Origin of the sequence: Phytobacter sp. MRY16-398, from assembly GCF_003925915.1 — a bacterium.
GTDB classification, from domain to species: domain Bacteria; phylum Pseudomonadota; class Gammaproteobacteria; order Enterobacterales; family Enterobacteriaceae; genus Phytobacter; species Phytobacter diazotrophicus.
The window spans coordinates 1,142,451-1,157,628 of record NZ_AP018756.1 but is presented as its reverse complement, the minus strand read 5'-3'; the positions used below and the strand labels follow the sequence as shown (position 1 = coordinate 1,157,628).

Genomic DNA, 15,178 nt, shown 5'->3' with positions numbered 1-15,178 from the left:
GCGAGACCTGTAATAAACAAAGAGCTTCTCAATGAGACTGGCAGTCATTAGCACCTTATTTTTGCTTTCAGCGTCAACGTCCGCGCTGGCATCAACATCGAACGAAGAGACAGTCGCGGCGGCGAAAGTCACCCTGGGCCAGGCGCTGTATAAGTCTGCGCTACTTACCGGCGCCATGCCGGAAGAAGGCAAAGCAGACCCGGCAAAAATGGGCCAAAAAATGGGGGCCGAAATGTCCGAGCGCATCAATAATGTGGTGATTGGCGGCCTGAATCAGGGGGCAAATTGCGACGACATCACCGCGAATATTCAAAAAAGTTTTGAGATCATGCAAAGGGACGCGGTCAACCAGTTCTCCTCCTCTTCCGCCATTAAAAAGGCACTGGATAATGTGCCGCTCAGCGCCGCACAGTACGCCGCTGCGGAATGCCAGAATTTAACCAGTCAGTAATATATTGTTCGATCCCGGCGGTGAAAGCCGCTGAGGTCACTCTTCTGCCTCCCCTTTCCGGTATTGTTAACAAGCACTACACTGGCACAATAATAGTGATAAAACTCATTCCAAAGAAAATATTCACTCGTATGCTTTTCCATATTTTTATTACGGAAATTTTTCTTATGGTCAATAAAAAATACCAGACAGGCGAAATAAACATTCTCTTAATAATTACGTATAGCACCGCGAAATTATTTTATTGCCGGGAAACACGATCGCGATCGTATTATCGAAAAACTATCATTGATATAATTAGCATTACAATGCAATGGTTTTTAATTCAGTCAGAATTACATTCATTTAAGGGGAAATGTTATGCAATACCGAAACAGCTACGGCCAGTGTCTGGGGCAGGAAATGCAAGACTGGACGCCCAAAAGCACCCCTGAAAAATTCTCCCTTAGCGGAAATTATTGCATGGTTACGCCGCTATCTGTCGATCATGCAGAAGATTTATTTCATGCCTGGCAAAGTATTGATGATGATCGTGACTGGACCTATTTACCTGGAAAACGACCCGCCACCAAAGAGGCGTGTTATAACTATTTTCGCGAGCTTATCGGCGCAAAAAATGGCATGCACATGTCGGTTATTGATAAAAATGACGACACCGTGAAAGGCATTTTCTGCATCACAAGGATTAATCCACTACACGGCACGTTCGAGCTTACGGATATCAACTGGACGCCAGCGTTAAAAAAGACACGCATCAGCACCGAAGCGATCTATTTAGTATTGGCTTATTTTATTGATGCGCTCCACTACCGCAGATGTGAATGGCGTACAAACATTTTCAATGACGGGGCGATTAAAGCTGCCGAGCGCTTCGGCTTTCGCAAAGAAGGAATATTGCGGGACAAAAAAGTGACCAAAGGCCATTCGGAAGACCTCGCGCTGTTCTCAATCATCGCCAGCGAATGGCACGATTTAGAGATCCCGATCAAAGCCTGGCTGAGAGAGAATAATTTCGACGGTCTGGGGCGGCAATTGAAAAAACTTAAGGATTTTCGCTAAGTAAACCGCCGTGGCCCCTGATATCGCAAAGCCGTTGCCCAGGGTATCATCATGCTTAACAGGTGCTGTGCAACAGGAAGAGGCGATGAGTCAACGTCGGGTGCTGATAATTGAAGATGATGCCGATGCGGCGGGCGTTCTTGAGGCCTATCTTAAGCGGGAAAATTTCGACATTGCCATTTGCGGCGACGGACGCATCGGGCTTGATATGGCGCGGCAGTGGAAACCGGACCTTATTCTGCTTGATATCATGCTACCGTCAATGAACGGCAGCGAGGTGCTGGCCGCAGTGCGTCGCGACGGGCTTACGCCTGTCATTATGATTTCGGCGATGGGCGATCTTCCCGATAAAATTGGCGCCCTGCGCTACGGTGCGGATGATTACATCGTCAAACCCTACGATCCCAAAGAGGTGGTTGTGCGGGTCCAGGCTGTATTGAGACGCTGTCATCATCAGGCTGAATCGCAAGAGATCCTGCGCTGGCAAGGTCTGGAAGTCGACACCACAGCAATGACCGCCACGGTAACGGTCGACCATCAAAAACCGGTTTTACTTGAGCTGACGCCCACCGAATTTTCATTATTAACCCTGCTTATGCGCTCACCCGTTCGCGCCTGGTCGCGCCTCTCATTACTGGAACAGTGCCTCCCGGAAAGCGATGCTCTTGAGCGTGTTGTGGATACCCATATTTATAATCTGCGCAAGAAACTCGAATCCGCCGGAATCACAGAGGTGCTGCTCAACGTGCGTGGCATCGGCTACCGGTTCCGACAGCCATAACCCCTCCGGGCGATCGTTTCGCACCCGGTCTGCGGGTGCGTGATGCCTTACTAAGCCCTGCGTTCTACCTCCTCCTTTCTCATCAGCTTGCGGGAAAATCCGATCAGGCTACAATTCCCGCGCCGGATTCACACCGGCCACCTGCAAACAATAAAACAAAAGATCGTAAAGGAATCCGTATGATCATACGTCCACCTCAGAGCTGGTTTGTGCGGCTCTTTAACTGGCATGGCTCCGTGCTGTCGATGATTATCTTCCGGCTGGGACTGAACCTGTTCATGTCTATCGTGGCGATCATTGCCTGGCCGTACTACGAAAATCTGAACATTCACCTGACTGTTGCCCCGTTTAGCCTGCTGGGTATCGCCATTGCCATATTTCTTGGATTTCGTAACAACGCCAGCTACAGCCGTTACACCGAAGCGAGAATGATCTGGGGTTCGGTGACGATCACCTCCCGTAGCCTGATGCGACAGACCGTCAGCGCCCTGCCTGACGATACGGCAATCCAGCAGAAGCTTTCCCACTACCTGACCGCGTTCAGTTGGTGTCTGAACCACCAGCTTCGCCAACAAGATGCCACCCAGGATATGCAACGTTTGCTGCCTGCGGACGCGGCGGCCGAGGTGATGAAAAGCACTTCGGCCTGTCATCGCATCCTGATTTTCATTGGCAAGGAGTACGCCAGCCTGCGCCGGGAAGGCAAGATCAATGATTTTGTCTGGCAGAATATCGATGAGAATCTTAACGAGCTGTCGCGTTGCCTGGGGGGCTGCGAGCGTATCGCCAACACGCCGGTTCCCTTTGCTTATGCGTTGATTTTGCAGCGTACGGTCTATCTGTTTTGTACACTTCTGCCGCTGGCGCTGGTGTCCGACCTTCACCTGATGACACCGTTTGTTTCAGCGTTTATCTCTTACGCTTTCCTGTCATGGGATTCGATTGCCGAAGAGATGGAGCATCCGTTTGGTACACACCCCAATAACCTGGCGCTGAACGCCATCTGCACCACGATAGAACGCAATCTGATGGATATCACCGGGCAAAGTCCGCTGCCGCCATTGCCTGTACCGGATAAGCGTTTCAACCTGATTTAAACGACCACTCATGCGGTTATCGCGACCTGAAACGGGTCGCGATTAGACCGACGTGCTTAGTGTTCGGGGGCCGCTAACGTCTGCAACTCTTGCGCATCATGGCTACAGAAAAAGGTAATTTCATCGCCGTGGCGGCAGGAAAGCGCCCGAAGCCGCTGCTGGTTATGGCGTCTGGCATCATTATCCATTGCCATCATCCACTGATAAAAACGCAGGCCCGGCGTACAGTGGCGCGTTGGTTGACGCATTTCGCCACGATAAAACCATGCATCGCCACCGTGCAGCAGCCAGCCCTGCGGCTGGCGAATGGCAATACCCGCATGCCCCAGCGTATGACCCGCCAGCGGGACCAGCAGGATGTCTGGCAGCAATCCTTCAAGCGCGGTCACCGCCTCGAAGCCATACCAGTTCTCCCCTTTTGGCTGATAGCCAACCCAGCCGGAAGTACCGCCCCACTGTCCGGGTCGATAGCGTTCACGCGCCAGCCAACTGTGGCGCTGATGCGCGGTATCTATCTCTTGTTGCAACAGATGTATCCGGGCGTGAGGAAAATCGGTAAGCCCACCCGCATGGTCAAAATCGAGATGTGTCAGAATAATATGCCGCACATCCGCCGCGTTAAACCCGAGCGCTTCTATACGTGCAAGCGCCGTCAGCTCTTGCCGCCGTTGGATATTATTCATCAGGCGGAAAAAGCCAGACAAACGCTGGCCGGGGTGGCGTATATCGTCACGACCGAACCCCGTATCCACCAGAATCAGCCCATCCCGGTCCGTTTCAATCAGCAAACAGTGGCAGACCAGATGCGCGTGAAGCCCTTTACTGAACCCATCATAAAACGCGCCGCCAAACGGGCACATGCAACCACAGTTGAGGTGGTGAATTTTCATTAGGCCTCCGGATCATAGTCACTTTGCCTGCAGGGTTTGCTCGGATGCGCCAAAATGCGCGGTTTCGCCCTGTGCATGCTCACCGCCGCCGGTTGTCCGCTTGAGTTGAATTACCTCGCCGCGTTGCCATGCGTTAGCGCCGTCAACGACAGGGTGGGCCACCAGATCTTCACGCTCACCTTTGATAGCCTGCGTTTGCACATTAAACCGACGGTCTCTGTCTGCCAGTAGCCGGGGATCAAGCTGCCCTTCCCCGGTAAAGCCCATCATTAGCGCCGGAATACCCAACGGCAGGGTCTTGTCACGATCGGTATGCCAGGTGTGCCAGGTTTTCCCGTACGTATTCACAATCTTTTTCATCAGTGACTTATCCGCCACTGCCGGTAAACCAGGGGCAATGAGACTCCCGGACTTCACTTCATACTGGTGGCTATGCCAAAGCTTTTTTTCTTCTGGCGGCAGGGTCTTAAATAAACGTTCGCTAATGATGTACTCAACGCCCATCAGCCGTGCATCTTTGGTGTTGCTGTCATAAATCACGGCCTGCATGACATCGTCATTAAGCACCGTCACATAGTGATGGGCTTCCATTTGGCCATTTTTATCGCCGTTATAGAAATGGAACCCGTCGAGGTAGGCGCTTATCGCATCGACTGGCGGGCGGGATTGAATCATTTGCGCACCGGTTTCGAGGGTGCGCATTTGGGCAGAGGTTTTTTCGCCGGGAACGGGGGTTTTCGGCGGCGAATTATTCGCCCCACATCCCGCTAACGCCAGGCTTGTTAACATCAATAGAGATAATGGTTTCATCCGCTCTCCTCACCACAGTGACATTATTGAACGTAGTACACTAAAAGAGATTGGACGATAAAAATCTTAAACTAAGCGGGATAATAAAAATAATACGCTACCAATTTACCGCATCCGGCATGATATTCCCCAATGCGTCAGACGTTCTCCTTATGTCCGTCAGCCAACGGGGGGTCACTTCCATCCGACTAAATTATAAAAGCACGACATGGATTTTACTTACAGTCGTGGAGGTGTAGATTGCCTTGCGTGGATCTTTACTGGATAGCTTAATGAATATTATTGATGTCATTATGTCAGCAGGAAAGGCGTCTGTTGATGTTGCGCTTTACACGCTTATTCCCGTCATGGTTGTCATGCTCATTGTGATGAAATACCTGGAAGCAAAAGGCGTTGTCGATGCCGTGGTTCGGCTGACCGCGCCAGTGCTCAAGCCCTTTGGTATTTCCGGGATCGCCATCTTCGCCCTGATACAACTCAATTTCGTCAGCTTTGCCGCCCCCATTGCCGCCCTGGCCATTATGGAAAAAAGAGGCACCTCAGAGCGCCAACTTGCCGCCGCGCTGGCAATGTTATTTGCGATGGGCCAGGGCAATGTCTTCTACCCATTGATCCCTTACGGGCTGCACTGGGGAAACGCCATCATCATTTCGATTTTTGGTGGGCTGGTCGCCGCTGCGGTCACTTATCATCTGTTCGGGAAAAAACTTTCCAGCACCGTTCAGAACGCGGCACCTGCCGAAGCGTTTAACGATAAATCATCGTCCAGTCTGATCGGTATCATTAATGGCGCGGGGGCAGATGCGATACGCCTGGCGCTGGGCTCGCTCCCCATGTTGCTGCTCTCGCTGACTATCGTCGGCATACTAAAAGAAGCGGGAGCGATAGACATTCTGACCCGGCTACTCTCGCCGCTGATGGCCTATTTCAGCCTTCCCGAGGTGTATGTGCTGCCAACGCTGACCAAGTGTCTGGCGGGTGGAACAGCCTACTTCGGGGTGATGTCAGAGCTTCTGCGAAAAGGGCTGGTGACGCCAGAACAGATGAACGCCTCGGCGGGCTTTCTGATCCAGACCTTCGACCTGCCAGGTATCGGGATTTACCTTGGGATCGCCAGCCGATTTGTCAGGCTTTTCCGCTATGTCATCCCCGGTGTGATTGTCGGGATCGCGGTGCGCAGCATCATCCACACCCTGTTGTATTAGCAATAAGCGACCCGTTTACCTGCAAAAAAAAGGATTACCGGCCCCCTACTGGCCAGTAATCCTTTTAGGGTCATCGCTAACGTTTTTTGCCTTGCAGTAATGCTCTCGGGATTTAACTGAATCTGCGTTTAGCCATTAACTAAAGCGTGATTCGCTCCCCTTCCAGCTATAAGTGTCATTTGCAACTAACGAATCACCCAGTTCCTGGTAAGCGAAATGGTAAAACTCTGCGCTGGTGCCATAGCCAGAGTAATCCACTACCGCCAGACCAACGAACGCCCCGGTAAAGAACCCACCATAACTTTGCAGAACATAATCATCAGAGAGAATGGCGGCATCCAGTTTGACCGGGATTTCAGTGAATTGCACCCCATCAAAACTGTATTCATAGGAATAAGTTTGCTTACGAACTTTGGTGCGGAACCAGACATACTCAACGCCTTCCGGGATCTTGATGGCCTCATCTTTCAGATACGAGGTATATTTCCCGCGATTATTCTCAGCTATTTCGATCACTGATCCATTAATTTCATTCCAGGTGATGAAAACAAAGCTCCAGTGACGATCGTTATAGTAATTCGTTAACCCTGCCATTTGTTGATAATTAAACGGGTTAAATTTTACTTTAACTTGAGCATCAAAATAAAAAGCCTGCCAGCGTCGGGCAATAAGCGAGAGGTCATGGGTATTTGCTAACGAACCTTGCCCAACTAAGGTTAATTTCCCATTACCCGTGGTGCCCATTTTTTCGCTGAACGGGACACGGAGCGTATTCCAGTTGGGATCGAGCGTTGCGGTTTTAAACTCGTCATACTGGCTATGGTCTTTTGCGCTTTCGGTGTAAATGGCATCGACGGGGCCTTCAACAAAGGTTTTCCCCCCGTGGCCGCCTTCGATACGCGGCCAGCCCTCTTCATCCCAAAATACTTTCTGGATAGACGTTTCCCGGCCCAGGGTTGACCAACCGCGAGGATCATAGGCGGACTCACCGGCACGATTCCATGGACGAGCGCAGAGCGAGGCGTAATACCATTCACCTTTGGGCGTCGAAACCAACGCGCCATGCCCCTGTTTTTGGATGTAGCTGTCCGGGGTATCGACGTTCGTTAAGAAAACGTCGCCGGGCTCTGTTTCAAAACTATTGGCATCCAGGGTTTTCGAACGCGCAACCACCTCCTGGTGGGTGAAAACGGTGCCTCCCTGAGCAGCAAAGAGATAATAATATCCGTTTATTTTGTAGAGATGCGGCCCCTCAACAAGTGCAACGGCGGTGCCCCGATAAAGGGTACGCGCGGTTTCTGGTTTCAATTTTAGGGTGCGGGTATCAAACTCAGTCAACGTGATACCATCAAAAGGGTGATGGTATTCCCGATGGTCCCAGGTTTGTTGCACTAAATATTTACGGCCATCGTCGTCATGGAAAAGTGACGCGTCAAAACCCACGCCATTAAGCTTAATGGGATCTGTCCAGGGCCCGCGAATGTCGGTTGCGGTGGTCAGGTAGTTTGTCATGTCTTTAAAGGCACCTTCTGTGACTTTGACATCCGTATACACTAACCAGAATTTGCCGTCAGCATAAGAGAGATCCGGAGCCCAAATCCCACCAGAGGAAGGATTGCCTTTCATATCTAACAGCGCGGTTGTTGATAATGGCGACGGCAGAAGATTCCAATGTTCCAGGTCTTTTGACTCATGTAAACGAACGCCAGGGAACCATTCAAATGTGGAATTCGCAATATAGTACGTGTCATCTACACGGATAATACTTGGGTCTGGGTTAAATCCAGGTAATATAGGGTTTTGAATAACTGACATATCGTTTACCTTTTTAAATTATCCATTTTGTATTTATTATCATTTTTAATTTTTGAACTATACACGAATCTCATCAAGTTGACGGTTGATATCATTGACATTGTCATCTGAAATTGGATAGAAGTGAATGGCAACCATCGACATAATGGCTAACACCACCGGGATCCAGATAGCCGTCATATTTATTCCGGCGATAGCATTGGCATGCTGATATACACTGGTTTCGTTAAAGCCATAACCGGCCAGTAACCACAGAGGAAGCGCACCGCCAATCGTAAAACCTATCTTGAAGAAAATGCCCATAATCGCGTTAATGATTGCGGCATTTCGCTTGCCTGATTTCAATTCGCCATAGGCAATCACTTCCGGAACAAGCGCCCACATAAAGCCAGTAGCCGATGTTAAGCCCCACTGTTTAATAAAGGTGGCGATGTACGCAAGCCAGAGAGCATCATGCATTCCGTCGAGTGACCAAATGTAAGTGAGAAATTCACCGACAATAAACATGCCAAGGAAAAGATGGAAAAAACCTTTTTTACCGAAAATCTTCTTAAGTTTTGGCCAAAAAACCGGGAATAAGATACCTGGAATTGAAGCTACCAGACCCACAGCCCCCATCCATTCTGAGTGGCCGACAACAAACTGATTGAAAAAGCCATTAGCCGTGTTCATGACAAACATGAAGGTAAAGGCCAGCATGAAAAACAATCCGAGAATAACAAGCGGTCGGTTATTTTTGAGTTCAAGGAAGAGGTCTGTCGTTTTTACGTTAGCTGTTTGTTCTTCAGTAGCGACGACGCGTTCTTTGGTTAATTTATAGCAGAGGAAGAGCGCAACGGCCCCAATAACCATATAAATAGAGTAAACACCAAACCAGGCGTAGTTAGCAGAAGGATCGGTATAATTCCCCAGATTGAGATGCAGACCAAAAAAACCCGTATCCTTGAGGCTTCTGTCTTTTGGCGCAGCCATTTGCACAAACATGGGGAACAGCGTGTAGACAAGCAAATTAGCACTGTTGGCCAGCATCATTCGTGTACTTGTAAGCTTGTCAATTGATTCAGGATCCCTTGTTAATGAAGCATTAAGAGAACCATAAGGGATATTTACAACGGAATAGACTAAATCCAGGGCAAGGTAAATAATAAAAGCAAAGGGAACTGAACCTCTCACCCCAGGAATGGGGGCAAAGAGTAAAGCAGAAAGAATAACGAGAGGAATGCCTGCTCTTAAAAGCCAGGGGCGATATTTACCAGCTTTTGAACTTCTTTTGTCAACATAGGTTCCTACCATCGGGTCCCAAATGACATTGATGATACGGACAAAAAGAAATATAAACCCTGCAGTTGCTGTACTGATCGTATTCACAGTGAGCATGTGAAGAGCAAGGAAACCACCTATCGTACCAAAAACAAGGTTTTGGGCAAAGTCGCCCATCCCATAACCAATGCGTTCCACACGAGTTAACTTATGATACTCATCATGTCGATTGTGTATTAAGTTTTCACTCATTTTAATCACATCTCCGGTTTATTTTATAAATGAGGAATACTTTCTGACACAGGTAAGCCCGCAAAATCCATTACGTTTTTGGATTAAGTAATTATGTTTTTTTACTAGTGTGATCATTAGAACAAAGGACTTATACAAGCCGCACAACCCCGATGTTGACTGGTAATTCGCCAGTAATACCTGCGGCAGATGAACGCACCTGGCAAAACCGACATTTTATTTCAGCGCTTTTCATCTCTAAAAGCGAGAACGCCAGATGATTCCTGGGGCTTTGAATACCTTGCCACATTTTTTTGCGACACTGCTCACAATTAAGCATTCTCTTAGCCATCGAGTGAAATAACGTAATTGAACGACCGGCCAGGAGAACAGAGGATGTACGCAGTCATCGTTTATTCATGGTTTCGTTCATGCACAGAAACGTTCGCGATATATTGCCATCGTGCTTCATTGTTCAACACATTAATACTTAGCCTGGTTAATGGAGTTGGTGAGACGCTGTCGTATTTATTTCTGACCTGTCGTGTCGTTGTCACGCGTTGAGAATCTCCAGACGCACAGTAATGTCAATGCGGCTTCGGGTTTGTATAGTGATGCGACAGGCGTATATGCTGGCAACACAATAGCAGCACGGGAAATAAGTGGATACCAGGATTAATGATGTTCAGGCAGCTCGATAACGTTACGCTTCAAATCAGAGAAGAACCCACCACGACAGCGATGGGGAAATACGAGGTGCTGATTGCTGAAAACGGGACAGGTATTACCGTTCCGGTTCAGATACTGGAGGCTGCTGTTCAGGTGGATGACAAACGGCTGTTGTTATTCCTTACTGATGATACGCCCTTCGAGGAAATGCTTAATATTGCGCTGATTGATCTGGATGATGGGGTGAAAGAGATACTGACGCTGGGTGGCGCGTACCTGACAGGATCGTTTACAGACCTGCATATAGCGCCGAATGCCGTTGAGTTTAGCTTTATCGGTGAGACAACATGGCGGATTGAAATCCCCCCGTCACCCTTTGTGAAAGTGCCTTTTACCGGCGATCCGCGTGGTGTTTCGCGGTCTGTAGCCGTGAAACATTACATTAAAATTACTGCCAACCCTCCACCCGCGCGGATAGACGGTAGTCGCTAAAGGTGGAGTAAGCGGGCAGTGTCGGTGTTGCCTGTTACGGTATTGCCATCATGGTTTTCCCGGATGGCGGTGCAGGCGCCTTATCCGGGGCTACACTTGCTTAATCAGGGCATGAGGTTACTCGTCCACACGCCGCCTTCGTTTTCAGGTTAAACAGTAAATAGCTCGCCAGAGACAGGCAACCTACCCCCACGGCCCCGTATATCAGCACACCGGAAAAGCCTTCGGTAAGCACTGCTGTAATGATATCGCGGCTCAGCGAAACCTCAGCCCCACCGGCTATGCGTTCTGCCAGTACAGACTTGTCGCTCACGGTGTTCATATGGTTTTGCAAACTTTCGGCTATCCCCGAGACCAGCAGACTCCCCATGAGGGCAATATTGATGGAAAGCGTGATGAAGCGCGCGCTGATATCAATCCCGGATGCCATTCCAACGCGGTCAGGCTCGACGGATCCCGTGGTGGCGTTAGTGACAGGCGTATTGGTCAATCCCAAAGCGATCCCTGAGAGCAGCGCTCCAGGCAGCAAACTGAGCTGATATGTGACTGCCAGCGCCATCAGCGCAAAACCCAGGCCTATACAAAATAGCCCCAGCGGAATGACGCGCGAAGCGTTGAATCGCAGCGCTAATTTTTCCCCCAATGGCGGCATTAATAATGTCGGCAGCGTGTAGGCCAGAAGCGCCATGCCGGTCGCCATACTGCTGTACCCAAGCCCACTTTGATAATAAACCGGCAGATAAATCATCAGCGGCCAGAAGCTGAAATTCATGCCAATCGCCCCCATAAGCGCACCGGAAAAAGGCCTTATGCGAAACACAGAGAAATCAAACATGGGGTGTGAATGCCGTGTCTCAATAATGACAAAGAGTGCAGAACTGATTAAGGTGGCAAGAAAAATTAATCGCACTTCAAGGCTACTCCAGCCGATACTCCCGCCCTGAGTAATAAGCCAGGTGACGCCAACAACGCTCATCGTCAGGGTCATTAAACCAGCAACATCAAGTTTTTTTGTCGTGTTATCACGTGATTCCACGACGTTGTTCAGCGCCAGAACCAGGGTGAGTAAAGCAATAACGCCATGCACCAAAAATACCCATTGCCAGCTAAACCACGCCACTAACATCCCGCCAATAATGGGGCCGAATCCAAGCCCAAATCCAAAGGTGATCCCCCAGGCGGCAAACGCCCGGCTACGTGCTTTTCCTTGTGGAAACTGGAACGACAGTATGGCGATCAGGCTGGTTAACATCGCGCCGCCGCTTAATCCTTGCAAGAAACGCCCAACGATAAGCCAGAATGCGCTTTCAGCCATGCCGCATATTACCGAGGTCAGGCCAAAGCCAATGATGCTGATAATAAAAATGCGTTTACGCCCATATCTATCCGCTAATGTGCCGGTCGCCATTAATACCGCCGTGCATGAGAGGGTATAGGCATTCATGATCCACTGCAGCTCGCGAAAATTGGCCTGCATCTGCTTTTCCAGCACCGGCAAAATAACCGGAACACTGGATATTTCCAGTCCCGACATTAATGCGGCCAGACACACCGCCATCAGCGCTAATATGTTCTTCATACTCAGTTCCTGTGAAACGTTAACAGGGCGCCAGCATGAAAGATTTACGTGGCAGTAGAAATCCATGTCCGTGTCAGTTATCGTCAAGATCGTGCCATTTTCAATAACAAGGTTTCTATGCAGATCGCCTCCCCCCTTCACCGCCCTTCTTTTACGCTTAAAAACCGGCGCATGGTGCTGCTGGCATATGAATGCCTCTGCACGTTTGAATTTGGTATTGCCGCCGAAGCGTTTGGACGCGTTGATGAGGTGCTGGGTCAACCGCTTTATGATCTGCGTGTGGCGTCGTTAGAAGACGGTGCTTTTGGCGCGCAGGGGGGTGTTCGAATGGTGGTTGATGGCGGACTGGAACTACTGGAAGATGCCGGAACCATTGTCATTCCCGGCTGGCGCAACGTCTATGAATCAGCCCCGGAAAAGCTTATCGCGGCATTACAAAAGGCCTACCAGAAAGGCACACGGCTTGTCGCGATTTGTGCCGGGAGTTTTATACTCGCAGAGACGGGATTACTGAACGGCAAACGCGCGACTGCCCACTGGAATAGCACAGAAATTCTTGCACAAAGGTTTCCTGAGGTGCAGGTGGAACATAGCATGATCTACGTTGATGAAGGCAGTATCGTCACCTCGGCGGGCGGCGCTGCGGGTGTCGATTTATGCCTGCACCTTATCCGGCGCGATTACGGTATTGAAGTCGCCAATCGCTGTGCGCGCCGAATGATTACCCCGCCCCTGCGGGAAGGCAGCCAGGCGCAGTTAATCCAACAACCCGTCCCGCAACGTCAGGCCAAAAGCCTCGCGCCATTGTTGGACGATTTGCGCAATCACCTCAATACGCCCATGGTGATTGAACAACTGGCTCGCAAAGTGGGGATGAGCCGTCGAACCTTTATACGTCGATTTTATGACGCCACCGGTACCTCACCGGGAGAGTGGATGCTCAACGTTCGCCTTGAAAAAGCCTGTACTCTTCTGGAAAGCGAAAGGCTAAGCATCGATCATGTTGCAGAGCAGGCCGGGTTCGGCTCACCTGAAACGCTGCGCCATCATTTCAGACGGCGTTTTAAAACGACGCCAACGCAATGGCGCAAGGCATTCCGCGAGCGAGCAATGATGCCCGCCTGCTGATACAGACAGTATCATTGCCCACGGCTTTTATTTTTAGCGGTAATCAGTGCGTTGGATTATTAATTTTGTACATAAACGTTGTCGTCTGAAGCGTATTATCGATAGACCTTGCGTAACAGGGGATTGTCCCGGCAATCTGCCAGCCCAGGGAAAGATATAAATCGCTGGCGACATCGCCACTGCGTGTATCAAGAACAAGCAATGAAATCTCTTTTTCCCAGGCCATAGCCTCTGCCCTATTCATTAACTCTCTGGCAATCCCCTGACGACGCGCCTGCGGGTGAACGAGCAGTTTGGATATTTCAGCACGATGACGCCCATTAGGCGTTCGGCAATAATTAATGAAAACGGTTGCGGCTAAAAACCCGTTATCGCGGGCGATAAATAACTCACAGTCGTGACTGGCAAGACTATAAATTTTATCTTTCCAGAAGCTATCTATTGCCCGACGATCGTTGGGATCGGTAAAACCTACGCTTGCCCCATCCTTTACACAAGCCTGTAATACGTCACCTAATTCCGGTAAGCATTGATGCGCCTGTGTAGCACTGAGAATTTCATATTCAATCATGATTTACATACCACCAAAATGTAATGGGCACCGAGGCTTTCATGCGCGCTAAAAGATGAAGAGCCTGATAAATGAAAACGTAAACTGTCACCTTCTTTCAAGGTCCATTGTTCACTGTTCATCGCAATGGTTAATTCACCGGAATATAACCATATATATTGTTCAAGCCCCTGAACGGGAGGGTTGGAATATTCAATGAAAGCACCCGGACGCAATTTTCCTTCAACCATCTCGCATCTGAATTGATTCGAAGGGGGTATTAACATGCGTCGCTCAAACCCATTAAGCTCATCCTGCCATAGGGTTTGTTGGTCAACCCGGAACAGATTATCCGCAACCTGTTCAACCTCGCTAATAAGCCGGGACATCGTCATTCCGTATACAATACAGAGTTGGTTGAGGACCTCTGCTGTCGGGCTGACTTCACTGCGTTCAATGCGTGACAAAGATGCCCTGCTGATGCCTGACGCAGCGGAAAGCTCCTCAAGCGACCAGTTATGTTGTAAGCGCAGCGCCGCCAGACGTGCGGCTAATCGTGCTCTGTAATCTTCATTGTTCATGACACATCTCTTATATGAGAATTTATTCCCACAAATGAGATTACTGATTACTGAAATACTGTCAAGCGCTATTGCACCGCTTAGCGTTTAACCCTCCCCCGACTGCGGGCGCTGGGGTGGCTAAGAGCTCATTGTGTTTCAGGTAAGGAGAGCTGAAAACGCGTTCGAATCGCTGTAGCGATACCCGATGCATCGAGCCCGCAATCAGCCAGTAGCGTTAGCGGGTCGCCATGGTCAATAAGGTGACGTTGTCGAGCCTTTCTCGCCCTGCAACCGAGATAGCTGCCAGCGATTCAGGCTGATCCATTTCGCCATCGCCCAGAAACGCCCACACTTTACGCCCCTGATGTTCCAGCATTCCACGATACTCGAGATAGCGCATAAACCGGGCCTGATAGACCGCAGTCAACGGGCCAGGCCCCATCGATACCTTCGGGAATTGCCAGAAGTCGGGCATCAAACGGGGGTGTGGGTAGGAAGAGAGGCCATCACGCCCGAATTATGAATTGCAAATGCAATCCTCGCGTTCGCAATGCTAAGTCAGGTATAATTGCAATTGCAACTAAAAAAATGAAAGGAG

The 15,178-nt window shown here is 49.8% G+C and carries 14 protein-coding genes and 1 pseudogene; 7 read left to right on the top strand and 8 right to left on the bottom strand.

What is annotated here, in order from left to right; genetic code table 11:
• Positions 1-31 precede the first annotated feature (31 nt).
• The 4 genes from MRY16398_RS05515 (at position 32) to MRY16398_RS05500 (ending at position 3,388) form a co-directional block, all read left to right on the top strand.
• On the top strand, positions 32-451 hold the full coding sequence (locus tag MRY16398_RS05515) for a hypothetical protein (RefSeq protein WP_125123950.1): 420 nt from the start codon (positions 32-34) through the stop codon (positions 449-451).
• 360 nt (positions 452-811) lie between these two features.
• The gene (locus MRY16398_RS05510) at positions 812-1,510 is read left to right on the top strand and encodes a GNAT family N-acetyltransferase (protein WP_110296184.1); all 699 of its coding nucleotides are present in this window, start codon (positions 812-814) and stop codon (positions 1,508-1,510) included.
• 85 nt (positions 1,511-1,595) lie between these two features.
• Complete coding sequence (locus tag MRY16398_RS05505) at positions 1,596-2,291, top strand: response regulator (RefSeq protein ID WP_039077659.1); 696 nt, start codon at positions 1,596-1,598, stop codon at positions 2,289-2,291.
• Positions 2,292-2,470: 179 nt separating this feature from the next.
• Positions 2,471-3,388 carry a bestrophin family protein gene (locus MRY16398_RS05500; protein ID WP_039077660.1) on the top strand — a complete coding sequence of 306 codons (918 nt, stop codon included), beginning with the start codon at positions 2,471-2,473 and terminating at the stop codon, positions 3,386-3,388.
• A gap of 56 nt (positions 3,389-3,444) precedes the next feature.
• Here MRY16398_RS05500 and MRY16398_RS05495 read toward each other — a convergent pair whose 3' ends face one another.
• The gene (locus tag MRY16398_RS05495; RefSeq protein WP_071194754.1) at positions 3,445-4,278 is read right to left on the bottom strand and encodes an MBL fold metallo-hydrolase; all 834 of its coding nucleotides are present in this window, start codon (positions 4,276-4,278) and stop codon (positions 3,445-3,447) included.
• A gap of 18 nt (positions 4,279-4,296) precedes the next feature.
• Positions 4,297-5,088: an OBAP family protein gene (locus MRY16398_RS05490; protein WP_079497792.1), complete on the bottom strand. Its 792-nt coding sequence runs from the start codon at positions 5,086-5,088 to the stop codon at positions 4,297-4,299.
• A 272-nt stretch (positions 5,089-5,360) separates the two neighbouring features.
• On the opposite strand from MRY16398_RS05490, the gene MRY16398_RS05485 reads away from it, so the two are divergent.
• A complete protein-coding gene (locus MRY16398_RS05485; RefSeq protein ID WP_039077663.1) occupies positions 5,361-6,293 on the top strand; it encodes a nucleoside recognition domain-containing protein in 933 nt (310 codons plus the stop codon).
• Between the two features lie 135 nt (positions 6,294-6,428).
• Here the strand turns inward: MRY16398_RS05485 and MRY16398_RS05480 are convergent, their stop codons facing one another.
• Both MRY16398_RS05480 and MRY16398_RS05475 read right to left on the bottom strand, forming a co-directional pair.
• The gene (locus MRY16398_RS05480) at positions 6,429-8,108 is read right to left on the bottom strand and encodes a glycoside hydrolase family 43 protein (protein WP_125123949.1); all 1,680 of its coding nucleotides are present in this window, start codon (positions 8,106-8,108) and stop codon (positions 6,429-6,431) included.
• A gap of 57 nt (positions 8,109-8,165) precedes the next feature.
• Positions 8,166-9,605, bottom strand: a complete 1,440-nt coding sequence (locus MRY16398_RS05475) for an MFS transporter (protein WP_162303324.1) — start codon at positions 9,603-9,605, stop codon at positions 8,166-8,168.
• A 672-nt stretch (positions 9,606-10,277) separates the two neighbouring features.
• Between MRY16398_RS05475 and MRY16398_RS05470 the strand changes: the two genes are divergently transcribed.
• The gene (locus tag MRY16398_RS05470) at positions 10,278-10,760 is read left to right on the top strand and encodes a hypothetical protein (protein WP_232034381.1); all 483 of its coding nucleotides are present in this window, start codon (positions 10,278-10,280) and stop codon (positions 10,758-10,760) included.
• Positions 10,761-10,860: 100 nt separating this feature from the next.
• Here MRY16398_RS05470 and MRY16398_RS05465 read toward each other — a convergent pair whose 3' ends face one another.
• Entirely contained in the window at positions 10,861-12,339 is a 1,479-nt protein-coding gene (locus MRY16398_RS05465; protein WP_079497788.1) for an MFS transporter, read from the bottom strand.
• A 117-nt stretch (positions 12,340-12,456) separates the two neighbouring features.
• Between MRY16398_RS05465 and MRY16398_RS05460 the strand changes: the two genes are divergently transcribed.
• A complete protein-coding gene (locus MRY16398_RS05460; protein WP_079497874.1) occupies positions 12,457-13,467 on the top strand; it encodes a helix-turn-helix domain-containing protein in 1,011 nt (336 codons plus the stop codon).
• A 43-nt stretch (positions 13,468-13,510) separates the two neighbouring features.
• On the opposite strand, the gene MRY16398_RS05455 is transcribed toward MRY16398_RS05460, so the two are convergent.
• The 3 genes and pseudogenes from MRY16398_RS05455 to aceE form a co-directional block, all read right to left on the bottom strand.
• The gene (locus MRY16398_RS05455; protein ID WP_039077668.1) at positions 13,511-14,038 is read right to left on the bottom strand and encodes a GNAT family N-acetyltransferase; all 528 of its coding nucleotides are present in this window, start codon (positions 14,036-14,038) and stop codon (positions 13,511-13,513) included.
• On the bottom strand, positions 14,035-14,598 hold the full coding sequence (locus MRY16398_RS05450; RefSeq protein ID WP_079497786.1) for a helix-turn-helix domain-containing protein: 564 nt from the start codon (positions 14,596-14,598) through the stop codon (positions 14,035-14,037). The genes MRY16398_RS05455 and MRY16398_RS05450 overlap by 4 nt, the downstream gene beginning before the upstream one ends.
• Positions 14,599-14,833: 235 nt before the next feature.
• Positions 14,834-15,088 (bottom strand): annotated as a pseudogene (aceE, locus tag MRY16398_RS05445) (pyruvate dehydrogenase (acetyl-transferring), homodimeric type); the annotation flags it as partial.
• Between the last annotated feature and the right edge of the window lie 90 nt (positions 15,089-15,178).